At 66.0% G+C, this 23,093-nt stretch carries 17 protein-coding genes; 11 read left to right on the plus strand and 6 right to left on the minus strand.

The genetic code is table 11. The features are described 5' to 3' along the window. Window positions 1-7: 7 nt before the first annotated feature. Window positions 8-1,096: a fumarylacetoacetate hydrolase family protein gene (locus tag BMX36_RS00100; protein ID WP_256210734.1), complete on the minus strand. Its 1,089-nt coding sequence runs from the start codon at window positions 1,094-1,096 to the stop codon at window positions 8-10. A 137-nt stretch (window positions 1,097-1,233) separates the two neighbouring features. On the opposite strand from BMX36_RS00100, the gene BMX36_RS00105 reads away from it, so the two are divergent. From BMX36_RS00105 to BMX36_RS00120, 4 genes are all read left to right on the plus strand, one after another. Beyond that, window positions 1,234-3,471, plus strand: coding sequence for a WD40/YVTN/BNR-like repeat-containing protein (locus tag BMX36_RS00105; protein ID WP_256210583.1), 2,238 nt, complete (start codon window positions 1,234-1,236; stop codon window positions 3,469-3,471). Beyond that, window positions 3,357-5,078: a DUF5597 domain-containing protein gene (locus BMX36_RS00110; RefSeq protein WP_177178963.1), complete on the plus strand. Its 1,722-nt coding sequence runs from the start codon at window positions 3,357-3,359 to the stop codon at window positions 5,076-5,078. The genes BMX36_RS00105 and BMX36_RS00110 overlap by 115 nt, the downstream gene beginning before the upstream one ends. 34 nt (window positions 5,079-5,112) lie before the next feature. Continuing rightward, window positions 5,113-7,980, plus strand: a complete 2,868-nt coding sequence (locus BMX36_RS00115; protein ID WP_093063228.1) for a glycoside hydrolase family 31 protein — start codon at window positions 5,113-5,115, stop codon at window positions 7,978-7,980. Between the two features lie 276 nt (window positions 7,981-8,256). After that, complete coding sequence (locus tag BMX36_RS00120) at window positions 8,257-9,207, plus strand: DUF5996 family protein (RefSeq protein ID WP_093065068.1); 951 nt, start codon at window positions 8,257-8,259, stop codon at window positions 9,205-9,207. 38 nt (window positions 9,208-9,245) lie between these two features. Here the strand turns inward: BMX36_RS00120 and BMX36_RS00125 are convergent, their stop codons facing one another. From BMX36_RS00125 to BMX36_RS00135, 3 genes are all read right to left on the minus strand, one after another. Continuing rightward, window positions 9,246-10,841 carry an alpha-L-fucosidase gene (locus tag BMX36_RS00125; RefSeq protein ID WP_093063229.1) on the minus strand — a complete coding sequence of 532 codons (1,596 nt, stop codon included), beginning with the start codon at window positions 10,839-10,841 and terminating at the stop codon, window positions 9,246-9,248. Between the two features lie 144 nt (window positions 10,842-10,985). Beyond that, a complete protein-coding gene (locus BMX36_RS00130) occupies window positions 10,986-12,803 on the minus strand; it encodes an IlvD/Edd family dehydratase (protein ID WP_093063230.1) in 1,818 nt (605 codons plus the stop codon). 13 nt (window positions 12,804-12,816) lie between these two features. Beyond that, a complete protein-coding gene (locus tag BMX36_RS00135) occupies window positions 12,817-13,962 on the minus strand; it encodes an aldose epimerase family protein (RefSeq protein ID WP_093063231.1) in 1,146 nt (381 codons plus the stop codon). 118 nt (window positions 13,963-14,080) lie between these two features. Between BMX36_RS00135 and BMX36_RS00140 the strand changes: the two genes are divergently transcribed. The 7 genes from BMX36_RS00140 to BMX36_RS00170 all read left to right on the plus strand — a co-directional run bounded on the left by BMX36_RS00140 (window position 14,081) and on the right by BMX36_RS00170 (window position 21,458). After that, window positions 14,081-15,400 (plus strand): sugar MFS transporter, encoded by a 1,320-nt coding sequence (locus BMX36_RS00140; RefSeq protein ID WP_177178964.1) that lies wholly within the window; start codon window positions 14,081-14,083, stop codon window positions 15,398-15,400. Further along, on the plus strand, window positions 15,393-16,268 hold the full coding sequence (locus tag BMX36_RS00145) for a 2-dehydro-3-deoxygalactonokinase (RefSeq protein ID WP_093063232.1): 876 nt from the start codon (window positions 15,393-15,395) through the stop codon (window positions 16,266-16,268). Before BMX36_RS00140 ends, BMX36_RS00145 begins: the two co-directional genes overlap by 8 nt. Then, on the plus strand, window positions 16,265-16,879 hold the full coding sequence (locus tag BMX36_RS00150; protein ID WP_093063233.1) for a 2-dehydro-3-deoxy-6-phosphogalactonate aldolase: 615 nt from the start codon (window positions 16,265-16,267) through the stop codon (window positions 16,877-16,879). The genes BMX36_RS00145 and BMX36_RS00150 overlap by 4 nt, the downstream gene beginning before the upstream one ends. Further along, window positions 16,876-17,868: an AraD1 family protein gene (gene araD1 / locus BMX36_RS00155; RefSeq protein WP_093063234.1), complete on the plus strand. Its 993-nt coding sequence runs from the start codon at window positions 16,876-16,878 to the stop codon at window positions 17,866-17,868. The genes BMX36_RS00150 and araD1 overlap by 4 nt, the downstream gene beginning before the upstream one ends. Beyond that, a complete protein-coding gene (locus tag BMX36_RS00160; protein ID WP_093063235.1) occupies window positions 17,865-18,800 on the plus strand; it encodes a Gfo/Idh/MocA family protein in 936 nt (311 codons plus the stop codon). The genes araD1 and BMX36_RS00160 overlap by 4 nt, the downstream gene beginning before the upstream one ends. Before the next feature lie 56 nt (window positions 18,801-18,856). Beyond that, window positions 18,857-20,446, plus strand: coding sequence for a DUF5597 domain-containing protein (locus BMX36_RS00165; RefSeq protein ID WP_093063236.1), 1,590 nt, complete (start codon window positions 18,857-18,859; stop codon window positions 20,444-20,446). A gap of 349 nt (window positions 20,447-20,795) precedes the next feature. Then, window positions 20,796-21,458, plus strand: a complete 663-nt coding sequence (locus tag BMX36_RS00170; protein WP_256210586.1) for a DUF2189 domain-containing protein — start codon at window positions 20,796-20,798, stop codon at window positions 21,456-21,458. A 132-nt stretch (window positions 21,459-21,590) separates the two neighbouring features. Here the strand turns inward: BMX36_RS00170 and BMX36_RS22345 are convergent, their stop codons facing one another. Then, complete coding sequence (locus tag BMX36_RS22345; RefSeq protein WP_082745997.1) at window positions 21,591-21,899, minus strand: helix-turn-helix domain-containing protein; 309 nt, start codon at window positions 21,897-21,899, stop codon at window positions 21,591-21,593. 29 nt (window positions 21,900-21,928) lie between these two features. Continuing rightward, window positions 21,929-23,065, minus strand: a complete 1,137-nt coding sequence (locus tag BMX36_RS00180; RefSeq protein WP_093063238.1) for a hypothetical protein — start codon at window positions 23,063-23,065, stop codon at window positions 21,929-21,931. Window positions 23,066-23,093 lie beyond the last annotated feature (28 nt).

Genomic DNA, 23,093 nt, shown 5'->3' on the forward strand with positions numbered 1-23,093 from the left:
GAAGGGGTCATGCCGCGAGCAGGCCGCGGGAAGCGAGATTGCGGAACAGGTCGGCGATGCCGAAGCGCCAGGCGGGCGCATCGCGCGATGTGGTGACCGGATTGACCAGCGTGCCGAGGCGCGCGCTTGAGATCGTCACCGTGTCGCCGACCTTGTGGGTGAAGCCCTGGCCGGGCTCGTCGCGGTCCTGCACGGGCGCGAAGAGCGTGCCGCAGAACAGCACGAGCCCGTCGGGATAATGATGTTCGCTCAGCGCCTGCCGCAGCAATTCGGCCGGATCGCGGCTGATCTCGCGCATCGTGCTGGCGCCCTCGAGCACATAGCCGTCCTCGCCGGTGATCGTCATCGCGACATCGGCGGCGCGCACGTCGTCCATCGTGAAATTGTCATCGAACAGCCGGATCATCGGTCCGAGCGAGCAGGAGGCGTTATTGTCTTTCGCCTTTCCCAGCAGCAGCGCGGAGCGGCCCTCGAAATCGCGAAGGTTCACGTCATTGCCGAGCGTCGCGCCAACCGCCTGTCCATGCGCATCGGCGACCAGCACCACTTCGGGCTCAGGGTTGTTCCAAGTGGAGTCCGATCGAATGCCGACCGGCGCATTATGGCCGACTGTGGAGAGTACCGGCGACTTGGTGAAGATCTCCGCGTCGGGGCCGATCGCGACCTCCAGATACTGAGACCACATGCCATCGCGGATCAGCGTATCCTTGAGCTGTGCTGCCCGTTCTGACCCCGGTTCGACGCTGCGCAAATTGCCGCCGAGCGCCTGTTCCAGCCGCGCGCGCACGGTGGCCGCCTTTGCGTGGTCGCCGCGCGCCTGTTCCTCGATCACGCGCTCCAATGCGGAGACCGCAAAGGTAACGCCGGCGGCCTTGACGCACTGCAGGTCGATCGGACTTAGCAGCGCGTCGTCTGCAATGGCTTCGAGTTCGATCGGCACGCCGCCATCGAATGTCCGGTCAGCGATCAGCATGGACACGGTCGGGCGTATGCGCGCCATGTCGTAGCCCTGACCGTTTCGGATCATGAAGGGAGAAGGGCCATCCGCCGTCTTTAAACGGCCGATAAAGGTGCCGTCGCGCCAATCGGAGGGCATGGCCTCCAGCCACGTTGGACGATACTGCGACACTGGTGTCCTCCCCGGTTGTGTTAGCGGTATCGTTCATGCCATAGTTGTCGTCAAGGGCAGTGATGCTGGTCGAAAATGCGGTATGTTAAAGGGGCGGAGAGGTGATGAAGCGCAGGCAGTTCGTCCAGGCAGCCACGCTCGCGCTCGCCCTCAACGTTGGCGCTAACGTCGGGGCCGAACCGGCCGTTTCGTTTCAGGTCCCCTATACCTGGGGTAACGTCACGCTGGGCGGCGGCGGTTTCGCACCAGGCATTGTTTTCAGCACCGTCGAGCGTGGCCTCGCATACCTGCGCACCGACATGGGCGGCGCGTATCGCTGGGACGCCAAGGCGCGGCGCTGGCTGCCGCTCCAGGACGACGAATCCCAGCCCAGCTACATGGGCATCGAGAGTATCGCCCCCGATCCGGTCCATGCTGATGTCGTGTACATGGCAGCCGGCATGAACGCGCGCATGCCCGCGGCGATATTCCGCTCCACCGACCGCGGCGCGACGTGGCACAAGACGATCGTACCCTTCGCAATGGGCGGCAACGAGGACGGCCGTGGCATGGGTGAGCGGCTGGCGGTCGATCCGAACGCGCCGGCGACCCTGTTCTTCGGCTCGCGCCACGATGGGCTGTGGCGAAGCGATGATTTCGCCGCAACCTGGCATAAGGTAGCCAGCTTCCCACTTGTCGGTCTCGGCCAGCCCGATCGCCCGCGCACCACACATGGCGGCCTCTCCTTTGTCCTGTTCGACAAGGCGAAGCGCGGGCGAATGTACGTCGCTAGCGCGGATCGCGGCGCGCGGCACCTGTTCCGCTCCGACGATGGCGGCAAGAGCTGGCACGCGATCCCCGGCGGCCCGTCACTTGAGATGCTGCCCACCAAGGGTGTGATCGGCCGCGACGGCGTGCTGACCATCACCTATTGCGACTATATCGGCCCCAACGGCATCAAGCGCGGCCAGGTCTGGCGCTTCGATCCGGCAAAAGGCGAATGGCGCGACGTGACGCCGCTCAAAGGCGCGGCAGTTGTCCCCGGCGGCTACATGGGCGTCGCCGTAGCGGCGAGCGATCCGAACATCATCGCGGTCAGCACCGTCAACCGCTACATCGGCGGCGACACCGCCTGGCGCTCCGCCGACGCCGGCCGCACCTGGCAGGAACTCTCCCGCACCAGCACACGCGACGTGTCGGCCACGCCCTTCCTCGATTTCGACAAGAAGGCCGATTTCGGCCATTGGATCGCCGGTCTCGCGATCGACCCCTTCGACGCCGACCACGCCGCCTATGTCACCGGCGCGACGATGTACGCGACGCACAACTTCAACCAGCCCGCCGCGATGCGCTGGGCGCCCTGGACCAGGGGGATCGAGCAGACCGCCGTCATCACCCTTGTCAGCCCCACCGGCGGCGCACCACTCGTCTCGGGGTTCGGCGATCTCGGCGGCTTCCGCCACGACGACCTCACCGTTTCGCCGCCGCGCGTCCACCTCAACCCCTTCCTCACCAACACCAATTCGCTCGACTATGCCGGCGAAGCTCCCGCGGTGATGGTGCGCAGCGGCAACACGCACAAGCCGGTGGTGCCCGACACTTCGCTCGCCTGGTCAGGCGACGGCGGCACCAGCTGGCAGCCGCTCCGCGTGCCGCCATCGCAGCCCACGGGCAGCGAACCGCCGCCCGAGGCGACCGGCAACGCTGCGATCACTGTTTCTGCCGACGGCACGACCTTCATTGTCGAGACGGCCCAGCCGATCCTCACCCGCGATCGCGGCAAGAGCTGGACGCCGATCCACGGGCTGCCCTCGCGCGTCCGCGTTACCGCCGACAAGGCCGACCCCAAGCGCTTCTACGCGATAGATTTCGCCGCCAACCAGCTCGTCCGCAGCGATGACGGCGGTGCGACCTTCAGACCCGTCACCAGCACCGGCCTCCCGGCCGATCTCTCCGCCGCGCGCGCGATCGGCCGCGAAGCAGCGAACCCGCTCGTCGCCACGCCGGGCCGGGCAGGGGCGCTGTGGTTGCTCGTCGGACCGGACCTCTACCGCTCCACCGACTTCGGCCAGCGTTGGGAGCGCGCCACCGGCGGCATCACCATCACCCGCTACGGCCTCGGTAAGGCCGCGCCGAACGGCAAATGGCCTGCGCTCTACGCGATCGGCGAGCAGCGCGGCACCAAGGGCGTGTTCCGCTCGCTCGACGGCGGGGCAGGGTGGCAGCGTATCAACGACGACCAGCATCAATGGGGCCTGCGCCTGCGCATGGTCAGCGGCGATCCCAAGCGCTTCGGCCGCGTCTATGTCGCGACCGATGGCCGCGGGATCATGTACGGCGATCCGAAAGAGGGGATGAAGTGAACGTATTTAAGCTAGGCACGGCGCTGATCGCGCTGGCGAGCGCCACCGCTGTTTCGGCTCAAGCGACCGAACTGCCGCGTCTTGAGACGAAGAACGGCCGCCACGCCTTCATCGTCGATGGCGCGCCCTATCTGATGCTCGCGGCGCAGGCGAACAATTCGAGCAATTATCCCGCGATGCTCGATCAGGTCTGGCCGACGCTCGACCGCATCCACGCCAACACGCTGGAGATCCCGATCGCATGGCAGCAGGTCGAGGCCACCGAGGGCAAATTTGACCTCTCCTTTCTCCAGGTTCTGCTCGATCAGGCCCGCGCGCATGACAAGCGCATCGTGCTCCTGTGGTTCGGCGCATGGAAGAACACCAGCTACGCCTACACGCCCGATTGGGTGAAGCTGAACCCAGGCCGCTTCCCGCGCATGAAGACGCGCGAGGGCAAAGATCATGGCGTGCTGAGCGCACATGGCGAACAGACGCTCGCCGCCGACACCCGCGCCTTCGTCAAGGTCATGGAGTATCTGCGCGATCACGATTCTCAGAACACCGTGATCATGGTTCAGCCGCAGAACGAAACCGGCAGCTACCGCAACCCGCGCGATTTCAGCGTGGTCGGCAACCGGCTGTTCGCGCAGCCGATCCCGCCGGCGCTCGCCCGGGCCACGAAGAAGTCGGGCACTTGGACGCAGGCGTTTGGCGCCCAGGCCGATCGCGCTTTCAACACCTGGTACGTCGCCTCCTACGTCAACGCGATGGCGGTGGCGGGCAAGAAGGTGAAGCCGCTGCCGATGTACGTGAACGCCTCGCTCGCCGGCCCCTCCAACGTCCCCGATCCCGATGGCGTGGCGAGCGGCGGCCCGCAGCAGGACGTGCTCGACATCTGGAAGGCCGCGGCTCCCGCGATCGATTTCCAGGCGCCGGACATCTACGATCGCAAGAGCGCCAACATCGTCCAGTATCTCGACAAATACACTCGGCTGGACAATCCGCTGATGGTGCCCGAGATCGGCAACGGCAAGGAGTTCGCGCGCTTCTTCTATCCCACGATCGGCAATGGCGGGATCGGCTTCGCGCCGTTCGGCATGGATGACACGGGCTATTTCAACTACCCGCTCGGCTCCGACCGGCTCGACAAGGACACGCTCGACGCGTTCGCGCTGCCCTACAAGGCGGTCGGCTCGATCATGCGCGACTGGGCGCGCATCGCCGCCACCCGCCCGACTTGGGGCGCGGCCAAGCCCGATGACGGCGCCGCCGTCTCGACCACGCTAGGCGACTGGAAGATCACCGGCACCTGGGGTGAATGGCAGTTCGGTACCAAGGAATGGACCTGGCTGAAGTCCGAACCCGCGCCATGGGCGTCGCAGCCGATCGGTGGCCTCGCCGTCGCGCAGATGTCCGACAATGAATTCCTGCTGGTGGGCGATCACGTCCGCGTGAGGTTCGAGTCCGCGACGCCCGGCAACATGGTGCTGCGGATCGAGGAAGGCGGCTTCAGCGACGGCAAATGGGTGATGAAGCGGGTGTGGAACGGCGACCAGACCGACTATGGCATCAACCTGATCGATCGGCCGCAGGTATTGAAGATCACGACAGGCCGCGCGCGCTGACGCGCCGCCACGAGAGATGCAGAGGGGTAAAGTAATGAACAGGTTTTTAGTCGCGGCGCTGCTCACTGGTAGCGCTATCTCTTCGCCGGCCGCGGCGCAGGGCTATCAGGCGCTCGCTAATGGTGTGGCGGTCACGCCGACGTCCGGCCCGTCTTCGCGCGTCGAGGTGACGGTGCATGGCGACGGCATCATCCACGTCGTCGCCACCCCGCGCGACATGCCGACCGGCCCGCTCGCTGCCAGCCTGATGGCGCCAAACCCGCCCGCCGCGCCCAAGTTCACTGTGGTCGAGCAGGGCGGCTATGTGACGATCACCGCGCCCAAGTCGGTCGCGCAGATCGCGCTCGCCACCGGCGAGGTGCGCTTTCTCGACACCGCCGGCAACGTCCTGCTCGGTGAAAGCGGCGCGACCACCTTCGGCCGCACCAGCGCGGACGGCAAGCCGTTCGTTACCGTCTCGCAGCAGTTCAATCGCGGCACCGACGAGGGCATCTACGGCCTCGGCCAGCACCAGAACGGCTTCATGGACAATCTGGGCGAGGACGTCGAACTCGCCCAGCACAACATGGACATTGGCGTGCCGTTCCTTGTCTCCACCAAGGGCTACGGCCTGTTGTGGGACAACAATTCGATCACCCGCTTCGGCAACCCCAAGCCCTACCAGTTCGTCGGCGAGGGCATGAAGGTCTCGTCGGGCGGCAAACCCGGCTGGAAGGCCGAATATTTCCTCGACGGCAAGCCGGTGGTCACCCGCCAGGAAGCCACGATCAACTATCAGTATATCAAGGACCAGGCGAACTGGCCCGAGGCGGCCAAGGCCAAGACCGAGGCGGCGACCGGCGGGCAGAATACCGCCGGCAACGCCGTGCAGAAGCAGACGGTGATCTGGACCGGCGACGTGATGCCGACCACCACCGGCGAGCACCGCTTCCAGCTCTACGGATCGAGCTATTTCAAGGTCTTCGTCGACGGCAAGGAAGTGCTCAACCGCTGGCGCCAGAACTGGAACCCCTGGTACGCGAACTTCGACGTGCCGATGACCGCCGGCAAGGCCGCCAACGTGCGCATCGAATGGGAGCCCAACGCCGGCTATATCGCGCTCCTTCACAGCGATCCGCTGCCGCAGCAGGACCGCAACTCGATCTGGTTCACCAGCGAGATCGGCCAGACCAAGAACTACTGGTTCGTCCCCGGCAACGGCAGCATCGACGGCGCAATCGCCGGCTATCGCCAGCTCACCGGCAAGTCTGAGATGATGCCGAAGTGGGCCTATGGCTTCTGGCAGTCGCGCCAGCGCTACGACACGCAGGACGAAGTGGTCGGCGTCGTCGCCAAGTATCGCGAGCTCAAGATCCCGCTCGACAATATCGTGCTCGACTGGCGCTACTGGCGTGACGACGATTGGGGCAGCCACCGCTTCGATCCGACGCGCTTCCAGAATCCCAAGGCGATGATCGATCAGGTGCACGCGAACAACGCGCGCTTCATGATCTCGGTCTGGCCGAAATTCTATCCGACCACCGATACCTACAAGGAGCTCGAGGCCGCCGGCGCGGTGTACAAGGGCAATCTGGAAATGGGGAACAAGGACTGGGTCGGCCCAGGCTACCTCAACACCATCTACGATCCCTACAAGCCCGAAGGCCGCCGCATCTTTTGGAAGCAGATCGAGGACCGCCTGGCGAAGCTCGGCACCGATGCCTGGTGGGCGGACGCCAGCGAGCCTGATCTCCACTCGAACCTGTCGATCGAGGAGCGCGTCAAGGTTATGGGCCCGACCGGCATGGGTCCGGCCGCGGAATATTTTAACAGCTTCTCGCTGATGAACGCCCGCTCGTTCTTCGATGGCTGGACGTCGTTCAAGCCGGACGTGCGCCCGTTTCTGCTCACCCGTTCGGGCTTCGGCGGGCTGCAGCGTTATGGGGCCGCGATCTGGTCGGGTGACGTCGCCAGCCGCTGGTTCGATTACAAGGCGCAGATTTCCGCCGGCGTGAACGCCTCCATGTCGGGCATCCCCAACTGGACGCACGACATCGGCGGCTTCGCGCTCGAGGATCGCTATGCGTCGAAGACACCGACGCCGGCCGATCTCGACGAGTGGCGCGAGCTCAACCTGCGCTGGTTCCAGTATGGCGCGTTCAGCCCGCTGTTCCGCAGCCACGGCGAATTCCCGTATCGCGAGATCTACGAGATCAGCCCGGAAGGCTCGCCGATGCGCCAGTCGATGGTCTGGTACACTGAGCTGCGTTACCGCCTGATGCCGTACATCTACACCGTGGGCGCCGACACCTTCATGAAGGACGGTAGCATCATGCGCGCGCTCGCCGCCGATTTCCCGCAGGACAAGACCGCGCGCGACCTGACCGACGAATATCTGTTCGGCGACGCGTTCCTCGTCGCCCCGGTGACCGAGTATAAGGCGCGCAGCCGCCAAGTGTACTTCCCCGGCACCGGCACCTGGTACGATTTCTCGAGCGGCAAGACGTATCGCGGCGGCCAGACCGCGACGATTGCCGCGCCGGCTGAGCGCATGCCTTTGTTCGTCCGCGCCGGCGCGATCGTGCCGATGGGGCCGGTGATGCAATACACTGACCAGGACCGCAGCGCACCGCTGACGATCACGGTGTACACCGGCGCCGACGGCCAGTTCTCGCTCTACGAGGACGACGGCACTAGCACCGCCTACAAGCAGGGCGCGTTCAGCCGCATCCCCATTCGCTACGACGACCGCACCGGCACGGTGACGCTCGCCGCGCGTGAGGGCAAGGGCTGGAAGGGCATGCCGGCGAGCCGTCAGATCCGCGTGCGCTGGGTGAGTGAAGGCAAGCCGGTCACCGACGACAACGCCTTCGATGCACAGGCGACCTACAACGGCCGCGCGCTGACCATCGCGCGCAAGTAAAACCGACCTGCTACCCTCCCCGTCCGTGCCGGGGAGGGTAGTGCGGCGAGACCATGCACAAGGGAGTGCAGGACAAGGCTTTACGCCCGTGTCGAGAAGACAAAGGCTCGAGCTTACTTGGCGACAGACGCCCGGAGAATGGGGCCAGGTTGTGCGGGCGGTGACACAGCGTTTCCTGGTTCGGGGCTATTCTGGTGCGCAGCACCAGTCCAGAATGTCCGCAAAGAACAGGTTCTGCTTCGAAATGGCGCGGAGCCCTGGATGGGAGAAGCCGACGTGAGCAACGCATGGCCGCACCTCGACTATCTAGGTTGGCGCGACACCTGTACGGCGCTTCACCTGTTTTTGCAGGTCGTGGGTAAATATCGACTGGCGCATACGCCATGGGTCAACCATTCCTGGCACGCGACTTTCTATGTCACACCCCGGGGCCTAACCACGTCGACGATCAACGATCGCACCGACATTGAGATATTGTTCGACCTTCAAGAACATATAGTTGAAGGGATCAGCAGCGACGGGCGCAGGTCGTCTCTATCGCTTGGCCCGACGACGGTCGCTGACTTCCACCGCCGCTTTGTTGATTTGGTGGCCGATCTCGGCGGTACGCCGCGCTTCGACGGGCGACCGAACGAGGTTGCTGATCCCGTGCCCTTCGTGGAGGACAGCCTCGAGCGGCCCTATGATCGTGAGGCCGTGCAGCGGTTCCACCAGGCTCTCTTGAACATCGACCGCGTATTCAAGAAGTTTCGCAGTTCCTTTTTGGGCAAGGTCAGCCCGGTGCACCTGTTCTGGGGAAGCTTCGACCTTGCCGTTACGCGTTTTTCGGGGCGACGTGCGCCGCGCCATGGCGGTGGCGTTCCGGCGTTGCCCGATGCGGTCGCCCAGGAGGCCTATGACCGCGAAGTATCATCCGTCGGCTTCTGGCCGGGCGGCGGCGGTGTCGATTACCCGGCATTCTACGCCTATGCCTATCCTGCGCCCGATAGCTTTTCCACCGCAAGGGCGCGTCCTGATGCTGCGTTCTGGCACGACGCCCTGTCAGAGTTCATACTGCCGTACGAGGCTGTGCAGTCGTCGGACGATGGAGATGCGACGCTGCTCGCCTTTCTCGTGTCCACGTATGAAGCTGCCGCCGATCTGGGGAAATGGGATCGCGACCTGCTGGACTGTACAGCGGGCCTGCCGCGTCAGGTGCGCCCGGCCGATCCGAACCCGCCGCGCTGATCGAACCTGGCCTACATAGAGTCGTACGGGGCCATCGCTTAAAACAGTCCCGCGCCCTCCAGTTTCACGACCGGCACGAACCGGCCCCCCGCCGGCACCGTCACCGCCAGCCCGCCGGCGCGCTGCGCCACCGTCACCGGCCCGCCGCCGAGCAGCGTCGCCCGCGCGACCCGCTTGCCCGCCAGCGCCGCGATCGTCACCGGCCGCGCCGGGCGCTTCAGGAACAGCACGTACAGCGCGCCCCCATTTACGGTGAACCGCACGTCGCGTTCGTCGAAGCCCTTGAACGCGCCCTCGTTCTGCATCCCGGCGGTCAGCTGCGTCGGCCCCTCGCCATAGACCCGCCACGGCCGCGAGCCGAAGATCGCCTCGCCGTTCACCGCCATCCAGCCGGCGAGATCGTCGAGGATCCGTTCCTCCTCAGCATCGATGCTGCCGTCGCCGCCCTGCGGCACCGAGAGCAGCAAATTGCCGTTCTTCGACACCACGTCCGCCAGCCGCTGCACCACATCCTCGGCGCTTTTGTAACTCCGGTCGGTGAAGCGGCTGCGGTTGTAGAACCAGTCGCCGATGCACGTATCGGTCTGCCACGGCTCGTCCCACAGCTTGTCGGCAAAGCCGCGCTCGACATCCTGCACCACGCCGAACCGGGCATAGGGCTTCAGCTGCTTGGCGGTCAGCACCACGTCGATCTTGCCGTGCCAGTCGATCGAGCGATTGTAGTAATGCGCCGCCGCCTCCAGCCCGGTCTGGCCGAACGGCAGTTCGTGATTGTCGAAGTAACAAAGGTCCGGCTTGTACTTCTCGATCAGCTCCTGCTGGCGCAACAGCCATTGGCGCACGAAGCGGCGGTCGCCCGGCGGCGGCGTTTCGATCCACTGACCGTTGTGCTTGTCGTGCCAGGCGTTCATCGCCTCGATACTGTCGATCCCGTCGGGGGCGACGGCATGGCGGCCGGTGTAGAGCTCCTGCGGATCGAGCCCGTCCCACCACTGCCCGCGCCCGTCCGCCGCCGTCAGCCGGTACGCGTCATAGCGCTCGCCCTTGCGCGGCCCGACCGGGTCATAGCCATAGGCCGGCTGATACCAGTGCCACGCATGCGAGATATGGTTCGACACGCCGAAGCGCAGCCCCGCCGCCCGCGCCGCGCGCTCCCAAGTGCCGACGACGTCCCGCTTCGGCCCGATGCGCGTCGTGTTCCACGCATGGTGGCTGCTGTCGAAGCAATCGAGATTGTCGTGATGTGTCGCCAGCGACACGAAATATTTGGCGCCCGCCTTCACGAAGCGCTGCATCAGCGCCTCGGGCTCCCATCGGTCGGCCTTCCACAGCGGGAAAAGGTCCTTCATCCCGAATTTGGTGGGATGACCGTAGGTCTTGCGGTGGAAGTCGGCCATCGGATGGCCCTGCATGTACAGGAAGCGGCCGTACCAATCGCCCTGCTCGGGCACCGCCTGCGGCCCCCAGTGCGACCAGATCCCGAACTTCGCGTCGCGGAACCAGTCGGGATAGCGATAATGCTGCACCAGCGACGGCCAGTTCGGCTGCACCCGCTCGCCGCCCCGCGCGGCGACGAGGGCAGGGGCCGCCATCGCGGCAGCGATCACGGCACGCCGCGACGGTCCTTGGGTCATCGGTGTCCTCTCCCTCATTGCACCACCTAAGCCCCGTTCGCCCTGAGCCTGTCGAAGGGCGTGTCCCAAGCGCGCGAACCGTGTTGGGCACGTCCTTCGACAGGCTCAGTACGAACGGGGGAGGGGCGTTCCGATCACATCAGATCAGTGGTTATCCCGCGGCAGTCCCATGGTCTGGGCGATGCGCTGATACTTCTCTGCCCCCTCAAGGATCGCGCCGGTATTCAGCTGCCCCACCACCGTGCGCTGGATCTCCTGCCACGGCGTCTGCGAGGCGGGGTATTGATACCCGCCGGCCGCCACCAGCTTCTCGCGCCGCGCCGTCAGTTCCTCGTCGGAAATCAGCACGTTCACCTCACCCTTGGCGAGATCCATCCGCACCCGATCCCCCGTCTCGAGCAGCGCCAGTCCCCCCATCGCCGCCGCCTCAGGCGAAGCGTTCAGGATCGATGGGCTGCCAGAAGTGCCCGACTGCCGACCATCGCCGATGCACGGCAGCGCATGCACGCCCTCGGTGATGAGGTAAGCCGGCGGCCGCATGTTCACGACCTCCGCCGCACCCGGATACCCCACCGGTCCCGCGCCGCGCATGAACATCAAGGTCTCGGGCGTGATCCCCGTCGCCGGATCGTCGATCCGCGCATGATAATCCTCCGGCCCGTCGAAGACGACCGCCGGCCCCTCGAAGGCATTGGGATTGTCCGGATTGCACAGATAGCGCTCGCGGAACTCGTCCGAGATCACGCTGGTCTTCATCACCGCCGCATCGAACAGATTGCCCGACAGCACCAGGAAGCCGGCCTCCTCCTTCAGCGGCGCCGCGAACGGCCGGATCACTTCCTCGTCCTCGATCGCCACGTCGCGGCAATTGTCGCCCATCGTGCGCCCGTTGACCGTCATCGCGCCCTCGCGGATCAGCCCTTGGCTGATCAGCTGGCCGACCACCGCCGGCACGCCGCCCGCGCGATAATAGTCCTCGCCCAGATACTCGCCCGCCGGCTGCAGGTTCACCAGCAGCGGGATCTTGTGCCCGACATCCTCCCAGTCCTTCAGCGGCAGCTCGACGCCGACATGCCGCGCGATCGCGGCCAGATGGATCGGCGCATTTGTCGACCCGCCGATCGCGCTGTTGACCATGATCGCGTTGTGGAACGCATCCAGCGTCAGGATGTCCGAGGGCTTCAGATCCTCGCGCACCATCTCCACGATGCGCTGTCCGGTGCGCCACGCCACTTCCTGCCGGTCGCGATAGGGCGCCGGGATCGCCGCCGACCCCGGCAGCATCATGCCCAACGCCTCGGCGAGCGAATTCATCGTCGTCGCGGTGCCCATCGTGTTGCAATAACCCGTCGACGGCGCCGACGAGGCGACCAGCTTGATGAACCCCTCATCATCGATCTGCCCCGCCGCGAGCAGCTCGCGTGCCTTCCACACGATCGTGCCCGATCCGGTACGCTGGCCCTTGAACCAGCCGTTGAGCATCGGCCCGACCGACAAAGCGATCGCCGGGATGTTGACCGTCGCCGCCGCCATCAGCAGCGCGGGTGTGGTTTTGTCGCAGCCGGTGGTCAGCACCACGCCGTCGAGCGGATAGCCGTAGAGCGCCTCGACCAGCCCGAGATAGGCGAGGTTGCGATCCAGCCCCGCGGTCGGCCGCTTGCCCGTTTCCTGGATCGGATGCACCGGGAATTCCAGCGCGATCCCGCCCATCTCGCGAATGCCCTCGCGCACCCGCTCCGCCAGCACGAGGTGGTGGCGGTTACACGGGGAAAGATCGCTGCCGGTCTGCGCGATGCCGATGATCGGCTTGCCCGAGCGCAATTCCTCCAGGCTCAGCCCGAAGTTCAGATACCGCTCCAAGTACAGCGCGGTCATGTCGATATTGTCGGGATTGTCGAACCACGCCCGGCTGCGCAGCTTGGGCGGATTGGCGGGCGAGGGCGGGTTGGTCGGGTCGGTCATACGGATACTCCGGTCAGCGCGTCACGGAGACGCGATAGATCATGCTGTGATGGTAAGGCTGGCCCGGCGCGACGCGGGCCGATCCGAACGCCGGCTGGTTCGGCGTATCGGGGAATGTCTGCGGCTCCAGCGCGATGCCGTCGCCCATGCGATAGACGTGACCGCGCTTTCCCCGAAGCGTCCCGTCGAGGAAGTTGCCGGCATAGAATTGCACACCCGGCTGGGTGGAGAGCACCTCCAGCACCCGCCCTGACGCAGGATCCTCCAGCCGCGCGGCGAGCTGCGGCTCGGTGGTCTGTCCCTTGTCGAGCACATAATTGTGATCGTAGCCGCGCCCGAGCACGATCTGCGGATCGCTGCCGTTGCGGATCGCTTCGCCGATCATGCGTGGCCGGGTGAAGTCGAACGCGCCACCCGCCACCGGCTTCACCTCGCCGGTCGGAATCAGCGCGTCATTCACCGGCGTGTAGCGGGCTGCAGGAATGGTCAGGCGGTGCCCCATGGCGCCGGTGGCCGATCCTTCGCCGGCGAGGTTGAACAGCGCATGGTTGGTCATGTTCACGATTGTCGGTGCGTCGCTGGTCGCATTGAAGTCGATCGTCAGCACGCCTGCATCATCCAGCGTGTAGGTGACGCGCGCCTCGACCTTGCCGGGATAGCCCTGGTCGCCCGCCGGGCTGGTCAGCGCGAGCACGACGCGCGCTGCCGTGCCGCCGTGGAGCGACACGATCCGCCATACCCGCTTGTCGAAGCCGGCGGTGCCGCCGTGCAGCGACGCGGCCTTTTCGTTCAGCGTCAGCTGATATGCCTTGCCGTCCAGCGTGAAGCGGCCTCCGGCGATGCGATTGGCATAACGCCCGATCGTCTGGCCCCAGTAATTGGGGTGCGAAACATAGCTCGCCGCATCATCATGCCCCAGCGTCACGTCGGCCACGCGGCCGTCGCGATCGGGCGCCTCCAGCGCCTGGAGCGTGGCACCCAGCGTCATGATCCGCGCGCGCACGCCATTGGCGCCGATCAGCGTCACTGACTCGATCGCCGTACCGTCGGGCAGTGCGCCGAACGATTCCCGGTCGGCCGTCGCCGCATCTGCGGGCGCGGCGAGGATGGTAGCGCTCCACGCCGCGATGGCCGCCGTTGCTGCAAGATGCCTGTTCAACCAACCCCTCCGCGAACAAACCGGCTTTGCGAATTGACCGGTCGCTTTTTCCTTTTACGCTCATGGACAGCCGGCGCACAAGGAGGTAGCGCTACCATAAGTGTTGCGGGAGAGAGGAATGCCTCAGGTGCCGGGTTCGATGGGCAGCGCGATGGCGCAGCCGGCGGGGGCGTCATATCGTTCCGCGCTGACGCTGCTGGCCAGCCTGTTCTTCATGTGGGGCTTCATCACCGTCATCAACGGTACCTTGCTGCCGCATCTGCGCAGCGTGTTCGAGCTCAGCTATTTCCAGGCGACGCTGATCGAGGGCGTGTGGTTCATCGCCTATTTCTTCGCCTCTATCCCGTCGGCCAAGCTGATCGAGCGGATCGGATACCAGAAGTCGCTCGTCACTGGCCTGTCGATCATGGCGGCGGGCGCACTCGGCATGACGCTGGCGGCCAGCCTTCCGTCCTATGGTGTGACGCTCGCGATGCTGTTCGTGATCGCCAGCGGCATCACGCTGCTTCAGGTCGCGGCCAATCCCTATGTCGCGGTGGTCGGTCCGGCGGAGACGGCCTCGTCGCGACTCAATCTTGTTCAGGCGATGAATTCCGCGGGCACGATGCTGGCGCCGCTGTTCGGCTCCTTCCTGATCCTCGGCCGCTCGAAGGGCGGCACCGCCGCGCACGGCACGGTGCTGACCGAAGCCGAGCGACTCGCCGACGCACAATCGGTGGTGCTGCCTTACGCCATCGTCGCCGCCGTGCTGGTCGTGCTTGCGATCGTCATCGCGCGCTTCCCGCTCCCCGCGATGGGCTCGGCCACCAGCCGCGTCGCCAAGGAAGACCGCCACAACCATTCGCTGTGGAAGCATCGCAACCTCGTCTGGGGCATCCCGGCGATCTTCATCTACCTCGTCGCCGAGATCGGCGTCGGCAACCTCTTCGTGAACTTCGTCAGCCAGCCCGACATCGGCAACATGACCACGGAGCGCGCGGGCCAGTATCTCACCCTGCTGTGGGGCGGCATGATGGTCGGCCGCTTCATCGGCTCGGCGATCATGCAGAAGGTCGATGCGGCGAAGGTGCTCGCCGGCTTCTCGATCGGCGCCTTCGTCGTGATGATGATCGCGGTGGTGGCGGAGGGGCAGGCGGCGATGTGGGCGCTAATCCTCGTCGGCCTATTCCACTCGATCATGTTCCCGACGATCTTCACCCTCGCGATCAAGGGCCTCGGCCCGCTGACCGAGGAAGGCTCGGGCCTGCTCATCATGGCGATCGCCGGCGGGGCCTTGGTGCCGCTCCAGGGCAAGATCGCCGACACGATCGGCCTCCAGCCGTCGTTCCTCATCACCGTCGCGTGCGAGGTATATATCCTCTTCTACGCGCTGTGGGGATCGAAGGTAACCGTATCGCTCGACCAGCCGGTCGAGGTGGAGGCCGCCACGCGTGCCTGACGCCGCCTATCTCGCGCTCGACTGGGGCACCACCAACCGCCGCGTCTATGCGCTGGCGGCGGACGGCACGCTGCTCCACCGCGCGCAGGACGATCGCGGCGTCCTTGCCGTACCCGCCGGCGGCTACCCGGCCGAGATCGCCGCGATCCGCGCCGCCCACGGCGACCTGCCGATCCTCGCCGCCGGCATGATCGGCTCGACGCGTGGCTGGCACGACGTTCCCTATGTCGCCGCGCCCGCTGATTCCGCCGCACTCGCCTCCGGCGCGGTACAGGCCGGGCAGGGCGTCACGATCCTCCCCGGCATCTCGCGCTGCGACGAGTCCCGCGCCGACGTGATGCGCGGTGAGGAGGTGCAGGTGTTTGGGGCCATCGCCGCCGGCCTCGCCCCGGCCGACGCCTTGTTCTGCCAGCCGGGCACCCACAACAAGTGGATCGTCGCTGAAGCCGGCACGATCACCGACTTCACCACCGCGATGACCGGCGAATTGTTCGCTCTTCTGAAAGCGCACGGCATCCTCGCCGGCATGCTCGACGGCCCGGTCGCCGACGGCCCCGCCTTCCGCGACGGTCTCGCGCGCGGGCAGGCAGGGGATCTAACCGCGGCCCTGTTCGAGATTCGCGCGTCCGTCCTGCTCGGCACCCGCGCAGCCGAAGACGCCGCCAGCTTCGCCAGCGGCATCCTGATCGGCGCTGACGCCGCTGCGCGCCGCGATCTCGCCGGCCGCACCGTCCACCTGCTCGGCCGCGGCGCGCTCGCCACCCTCTACGCCGCCGCGATCGGTGAGGCCGGCGCGCGCACCATTACCATCGACAGCGAAACGGCTTTCCTCGCCGGCATCCACACGCTCCGGGAGCAACTGCAATGAATTTCGCCCAGGCTTTCGCCGCCTGTCCGCTGGTCGCGATCCTGCGCGGCCTCACCCCCGCCGAGGCGCCCGCGATCGGCGACGCGCTCGCCGACGCCGGCTTCACGCTGATCGAGGTGCCGTTCAACTCGCCCGATCCGCTCGCCAGCATTCGCCTGATGGCCGATCGCCTCGCCGGCCGCGCGCTCGTCGGCGCCGGCACCGTGCTGACGGTGGATCAGGTCGCGCAGGTCGCCGAGGCAGGCGGCACGCTGGTCGTCTCCCCTAACACCAACCCCGAGGTGATCCGCGCCACCGTCGCCGCCGGCCTCATCTCGATGCCCGGCTATTTCACGCCCAGCGAGGGCTTCGCCGCACTCGCCGCTGGTGCCACCGCGCTGAAGCTCTTCCCCGCCGACGGCACCACGCCGGCGATGCTCAAGGCCCAGCGCGCCGTCCTTCCCCGCGACGTCCCCGTGCTGGCAGTCGGTGGCATCACGCCCGACAATATGGCCGACTGGAAGGCCGCCGGCGCCAGTGGCTACGGCCTGGGCTCCAACCTCTACAAACCCGGCAAGTCAGCTACCGACGTCGCGACCGACGCCCGCCGCTACATTTCGGCGCTCGCATGACGGACCGGCTCCTCCAGCACCGCGCCGATGACGGCACCCGCTCGGTCATCCTCGCCGACGCCACCACCGCCGTCTTCCTCGATGGCGTGGCGACCACTCGCGATCTCGCGCGCCTCGCCATCGCCGAAGCCACCACACTTGCCGAAGCTGCCGCGGCGCGCCGCTCCGACCGCGCCGTCGACCTCCACGCCGAACTCGCCGCCGGCCGCCTGCTCGCCGCGATCGACCATCCCGATCCCGCCCGCCTGATGATGGCCGGCACTGGTCTCACTCATCTCGGCTCCGCCGAAGGCCGCGACGCGATGCACAAGGCTGCCGCCAGCGCCGACCATCCGACCGATTCGATGCGCATGTTTCTGGAAGGCGTTGAGGGCGGCAAGCCCGTCCCCGGAAACGCCGGCCAGCAACCCGAATGGTTCTACAAAGGCCCGGGCGATGCGCTGAAAGGCCCCGGCGAGCCACTTGTCTCGCCCGCCTACGCCCAGGACGGCGGCGAGGAACCCGAGCTCGCCGGCATCTACCTGATCGGCGAGGACGGCACCCCGTTCCGCCTCGGCGTCGCGCTCGCCAACGAGTTCAGCGACCATGTGACCGAGCGCCACAACTATCTCTGGCTCGCCCATTCCAAGCTGCGCCAGGCCGCGCTCGGCGCCGAATTGCTGCTCGGCCCGATCCCCGCCGACATCCGCGGCACCAGCCGCATCCTGCGCAACGGCGAGTGCCTGTGGGAAAAGCCCTTCCTGACCGGGGAGGACAATATGTCCCACCACATCGCCAACCTCGAAGCCCATCATTTCAAATACGCGCCCTTCCGCCGCCCCGGCGATATCCACGTCCATTTCTTCGGCACCGCCACCTTGTCGTTCACCGACGGTGTGCGGACGCAGCCGGGCGATGTGTTCGAGATCACCGCCGATCCCTTCGCCCTGCCGCTCCGCAACCGCCTCGAGATCGCGCCTACCGAATCCATCACGGTGCACCAGCTATGACCATCCGCCTCGCCCTGATCGGCTTCGGCAAGATCGCTCACGATCAGCACCTCCCCGTGGTGCAGGCCAGCCCCGCCTTCACGCTTGCAGCGACCGTCAGCAAGCACGGCCAAGGGATTGATGGCACGCCGCATTTCGACGATCTCGCCGACCTGATCGCCAGCGGCATTGCGGTCGACGCCGTCTCGATCTGCACCCCACCTCAGGTCCGCCGTGCCGTCGCATTGCACGCGATTGCGCAGGGCTGGCACGTCTTCCTCGAAAAGCCGCCCGCCTCCACCCTCGCCGAAGTCGAACTGCTCCGCACCGCCGCCGAGGAGCAGGCCGTCACCCTCTTCGCCAGCTGGCACTCGCGCTACGCCCCCGCAGTCGAACCCGCCCGCACCTGGCTGGCAGAGCGCGAAATCCGCGCCGTAAAAGTGGCATGGCGCGAGGACGTGCGCGTCTGGCACCCCGGCCAGCAGTGGATCTGGGAGCCCGGCGGCTTCGGCGTCTTCGATCCCGGCATCAATGCGCTGTCGATCGTCACCCACATCCTGCCGCGTCCGCTCGTCGTCGAACAGGCGGCGTTAGATATCCCCGAGAACCTCGCCGCTCCGATCGCGGCCCGCGTGTCGCTCCGCGACACCGCGGGCGTGCCGGTCGCGATAAACCTCAATTTCCGCCAGGAAGGCCCGCAAAGCTGGGATGTCGCGGTCGAGACCGACGCCGGCACGCTGACGCTGTCCAAGGGCGGCGACGAACTCGCGCTACCCGATGGCGACGCCACGCTCCCCGCCGTGGGGGACCATGCCGAATATACCGCGCTCTACGCCCGCTTCGCCGATCTCGTGCAGGTTGGCGCCAGTGATGTTGACATCACACCGTTGCGGCTGGTCGCGGACGCCTTCCTGTCCGGTCGACACGACAGGGTCGAGGCCTTCATCGAATAATCGACAAGAACATCGCCAGGAGAGGAAAGCTGAAAAACATTCGAGCCGTCACGGCCATGGCGCTCGCGCTCGCCGCGCCGCTGGCGGCGCAGGAAACGCCCGTGCCGCGCATCGCGAGCAGCAACGGCCGCCATGCGCTGATCGTCGACGGCGCGCCCTTCCTGATGCTCGGCGCGCAGGTCAACAACAGCAGCGCCTGGCCCGCCGCGATGGCAAAGGTCTGGCCGGTAATGGAGGCGCTCCACGTCAACACCGTCGAGGTGCCGATCGCCTGGGAGCAGATCGAGCGCGAGGAAGGCAAGTTCGACTTCTCCTACCTCGACCTCCTGCTCGCCCAGGCGCGCGAACGCGATCTGCGCCTCGTCCTCCTCTGGTTCGGCACCTGGAAGAACACCAACCCGCAATACACGCCTAGTTGGGTCAAGCTGGACAACAAGCGCTTCCCGCGCATGCGCAAGCCCGATGGCACCAACCACTACGCGCTATCGCCCTTCGGTCGCGAGACGCTGGCGGCGGACAGCCGCGCCTTCGCCGCCTTCATCCGCCACCTGAAGCAGGCCGATCCGCAGAACACCGTATTGATGGTGCAGGTGCAGAACGAACCCGGTTCCTACGGCCTGCCGCGCGATCATTCGCCCGAGGCGGATGCCGCCTTCGCCGCCCCGGTGCCCGCCGCGCTGATCAAGCAGACGAAGAAGCAGCCGGGCGACTGGACCCGCGTCTTCGGCCGCGATGCTGAGCTCTATTTCCACGCCTGGCACGTCGCCCGATACATTGATCAGGTCGCCGCGGCCGGGAAGGCGATCAAGCCGATCCCGATGTACGTCAACGCCGCGCTTCCCGGCGATCCATTCACCTGGCAGGAGCCGAAAAGCTACGCGAGCGGCGGGCCTGCCAACACCGTGATCGACGTGTACAAGGCCGCCGCCCCGCACCTCGACTTGCTCGCGCCCGACATCTACAATCCCGATCACAAGGCCTATCGCGGCTTCCTTGCCGCCTATGATCGGCCGGACAATCCGCTGATGGTGCCCGAGACCGGCCACTCAAAGGAATACGCCCGCTACTTCTTCGAGGCGGTCGGGCGCGGCGCAATCGGCTGGGCGCCTTTCGGCGTGGACGGCAATCGCTATTTGCCCACGCTGCCGCTGACCCCCAAGCTGAACGCCGAAGCGATCGCTCCGTTCGCCGCGAACTTCGCGCTGTTCCGCCCGATCGCGCGGCTTTGGGCCGAGCGCGCCTTTGCCGGCAAGACCTGGGGCGCCGCCGAGCCCAACGATCCCGCCGACCAGCACCAGCAGGTGATGAAGCTCGGCAAATATGTCGCCACCGCCAGCTTCGGCCGCTCCGACTTCGGCATGGCGCCACCCAAGGGCAATCCCGAGCCCTCGGGCGGCGTAGCCATCGCGGAACTGGCGCCCGACGAATATCTCGTCACCGGCTACCGCGCGCGCATAGACTTCGCGCTGGCGGACGAGACGCGCGCCAACATCCTCTACGACCGGATTGAGGAAGGCCATTACGACGCCGCCGGCAAATGGGTGTTCGAGCGCGTGTGGAACGGCGATCAGGCCGATTGGGGGCTGAACTTCACCGCCGCGCCGCAGCTGCTGCGCGTCAAGCTCGCCAGCTATCCGAAGCGGTAGCGGGAGGCGCTGAAGCTGGTGCTGGTGGCGGTTCTTAGGCAACCAGCTGATCGGAACCGCGGCAGAGCAATCGGATGACAGCAATAATCCGATCTGTCCGGACTCGAAAGCGCGCGCGTTGAGGTGTATACAGGCGCCATCGCCACCGAAGGTGCCGCGAGCATGATGGCGACAGAGGGATGAGACCCCCGCTTGCAGAGCGCGAGTGTCTGCCATGATCAGAGCCACCGTTCATTCGACTCATACGAGCGACACGGCTGAACTGCCCGGCGTAAGGACGATCGCACCTGCCGATCTACGCCGCGCGTTGCGGCTGGGCTGGGAAGACTTTCTCGCCAAGCGGGGCGACGTGCTGTTCGTCGGCGTCTTGTATCCGCTTATCGGCCTGTTTGTCGCTGCAGTGACGCTGGAAGGCGCCTTGCTCCCCTTGTTTTTCCCGCTGGTCGCGGGATTGTCCATTGTCGGCCCTTTGGTCGCAGCCGGGTTTTATGAGATCGCGAAACGGCGCGCCGAAGGGAAGGAAGCCGGCTGGTCCCACTTCCTGGATCCGCTTCGACCTGCGCGACGGCACGGCATCCTTGCGATTGGGGCGATGCTGATCATGCTTTTCTTCGCGTGGCTGTTGATCGCGTGGACATTGTATCAAGCCACGCTGGGCCGGCTGGAGCCTCGCGGTCTGGGCGGGTTCTTACATGCTCTGTTCACCACGCCGGAAGGGTGGACGCTAATCGTGCTCGGCAATGCGGTCGGCGCCTGTATCGCGGCACTGACGCTTGCGCTAACCGTCGTGTCCGTGCCGATGGTGGTGGACAAACCCGTTAGTGGAATAACCGCCGTGCGAACCTCGATCCGCGCCGTCTCGGCAAACCCGATGGCGATGAGCCGTTGGGGCTTGATGGTGGCGCTCATCCTCGCGGCAGCCTGTATCCCGCTGTTTGTGGGTCTGGCCGTGGCACTCCCGGTCCTCGGCTATGCCACATGGCACCTCTACGACATGCTGGTTGAACGCTGACCGAAGGCTGCGTGCCGCTAAATGCCGGTGCGTGCCGGTGGCGCCTTGTTCGAGTTCGAGTTCTTCGAGTGCATGCCGCAACCCGCCTGTGAGCCTGGATCATGTCGGTCTGGCCGCATCCTCTGGTGTACCTCACAACCGTGTGCACGTAATCACAAGTCGGCAAAGCTCAATGCGGCCGTTGATGTCCAGCTTCGCGAAGATCCGCCGCAAGTGCGTGGAAACTGTCCAGTGGCTGATCCCCAGATGGATGGCCACCGCCTTGTTGGAAAGTCCGCGCGCGACCATGTCAGCGATCTCACGCTCGCGGGGAGAAAGAGCATCCAGCGACGTGAGCGAGGGAGCCCCGAGCGGTAGCCCTGCGGGGCTCCACGGCGATCGTTCAGGCGCGGGCCACGGCTCGAACCGTTCCTGCCCTGAAAAGTGGATACCGGACCGCATCTAGCTTCCCCAGCCGCCTGTTCGCAGCCCTATGAAGGCACTCTCCGCGACGCCCGCGCCGCCGGCCTGAACGTGACCACATTGTCCCGCAAGGCGCCTGGCTGGTTTCGCAGCCCCAGCGACTCCGCGCTGGTCAGCCAATCGTCGCACGCGTCGACGATCGCCTCCAGCAAGGACTCGAAGTCGATCCTAACCGTGTTGAGGAGATAGTCCTCGGCCAGCCAGCGCAGGATCTCGCGTCCGGTGACAGCCATTCGGCTGCGCTGCGAGGTGACCGGGATCTCCTTCAGGTAGCGCTTCATGATTTCTTCCAGCGCGTCCCAGGCATTGTCGGCGCCGAAAAGATTGATCACGTCGTTCGACCCTAGAATGTCGAAGGCTTCCTGTAGCAGCGTCATCACCTCGCTGCGAAGCACGGCCACGTGGCCGTATGAAACCTGCTTAAGGTTGTGTCTGAGGTCCAGCCCGGATCGGCGCACCACCGCCATGCTACCGAAGGTTTCCCGTCCGCCATCGGGGCGGAGAACCTCGGACACCCTTTTGTCTTCGAAGAAGCGGGAGACGTGCTGGCAGAAGGTGCTGAGCAGCGCGTGAAAGGCGGTGTTGGGTTCTGCGCCATCCGGTGGGAGGGACTCGGTATACCCGAAGACCTTGCGGTACACGGAGCGGCGCTCGCGCTGCGTGTAACGCAGTACGCGTTTGCGATCGAATTGGTAGAGCGAGAGCGCTCCCGGCCCGTCCGACAGCCGCACCTCCCCCGACTGGAAAAGCTGCTGCAGCTTCAGCACGCCTCGGAACACCCCCGCCCGCTCATGCTGATAGATGTAATAGAGGTCGGCAACCGCGGTCAGCCGATCGCGGCTGATCTGATCATCATAGGTAGGGACGAGCGGCGCCGGCCTCACCTCATCCAGTCGGGACGCGACACGATCGCCAAGGCCGATCAGGCTGGCGAGCCCGCCATCGTCTTCGGGAACGCCGGGAACCGTTTTCAGGGCATCCATCAGCAGCGTTTCCGCATCGCTGATGTATTGGTTGATGAGCTCTGCCTGCGCAGGCGTCTTCGCCAACTCGTCTCGGGCGTCACGAACCATCGTGGCGCGAAGAGCCTGCAGTTTCGCGAGCAGGTCGTTCAGCTCACCTAGGGTTTGCGGATGGTCGGCCATGGTGTGCGGCTCCGGTTCGAGAACAACG

The sequence above is a fragment of the Sphingomonas sp. OV641 genome (assembly GCF_900109205.1).
Lineage (GTDB): Bacteria > Pseudomonadota > Alphaproteobacteria > Sphingomonadales > Sphingomonadaceae > Sphingomonas.

Bases quoted from the DNA above. Each gene is read 5' to 3' on its own strand.
- BMX36_RS00165 (WP_093063236.1), top strand. From the start codon at position 18,857: ATGGCGCTCGCGCTCGCCGCGCCGCTGGCGGCGCAGGAAACGCCCGTG.
- BMX36_RS00150 (WP_093063233.1), top strand. From the start codon at position 16,265: ATGAATTTCGCCCAGGCTTTCGCCGCCTGTCCGCTGGTCGCGATCCTG.
- BMX36_RS00180 (WP_093063238.1), bottom strand. From the start codon at position 23,065: ATGGCCGACCATCCGCAAACCCTAGGTGAGCTGAACGACCTGCTCGCG.
- BMX36_RS00125 (WP_093063229.1), bottom strand. From the start codon at position 10,841: ATGACCCAAGGACCGTCGCGGCGTGCCGTGATCGCTGCCGCGATGGCG.
- BMX36_RS00160 (WP_093063235.1), top strand. From the start codon at position 17,865: ATGACCATCCGCCTCGCCCTGATCGGCTTCGGCAAGATCGCTCACGAT.
- BMX36_RS00105 (WP_256210583.1), top strand. From the start codon at position 1,234: ATGAAGCGCAGGCAGTTCGTCCAGGCAGCCACGCTCGCGCTCGCCCTC.
- BMX36_RS00130 (WP_093063230.1), bottom strand. From the start codon at position 12,803: ATGACCGACCCGACCAACCCGCCCTCGCCCGCCAATCCGCCCAAGCTG.
- BMX36_RS22345 (WP_082745997.1), bottom strand. From the start codon at position 21,899: ATGCGGTCCGGTATCCACTTTTCAGGGCAGGAACGGTTCGAGCCGTGG.
- BMX36_RS00115 (WP_093063228.1), top strand. From the start codon at position 5,113: ATGAACAGGTTTTTAGTCGCGGCGCTGCTCACTGGTAGCGCTATCTCT.
- BMX36_RS00140 (WP_177178964.1), top strand. From the start codon at position 14,081: ATGCCTCAGGTGCCGGGTTCGATGGGCAGCGCGATGGCGCAGCCGGCG.
- BMX36_RS00110 (WP_177178963.1), top strand. From the start codon at position 3,357: ATGGGGCCTGCGCCTGCGCATGGTCAGCGGCGATCCCAAGCGCTTCGG.
- BMX36_RS00100 (WP_256210734.1), bottom strand. From the start codon at position 1,096: ATGCCCTCCGATTGGCGCGACGGCACCTTTATCGGCCGTTTAAAGACG.
- araD1 (WP_093063234.1), top strand. From the start codon at position 16,876: ATGACGGACCGGCTCCTCCAGCACCGCGCCGATGACGGCACCCGCTCG.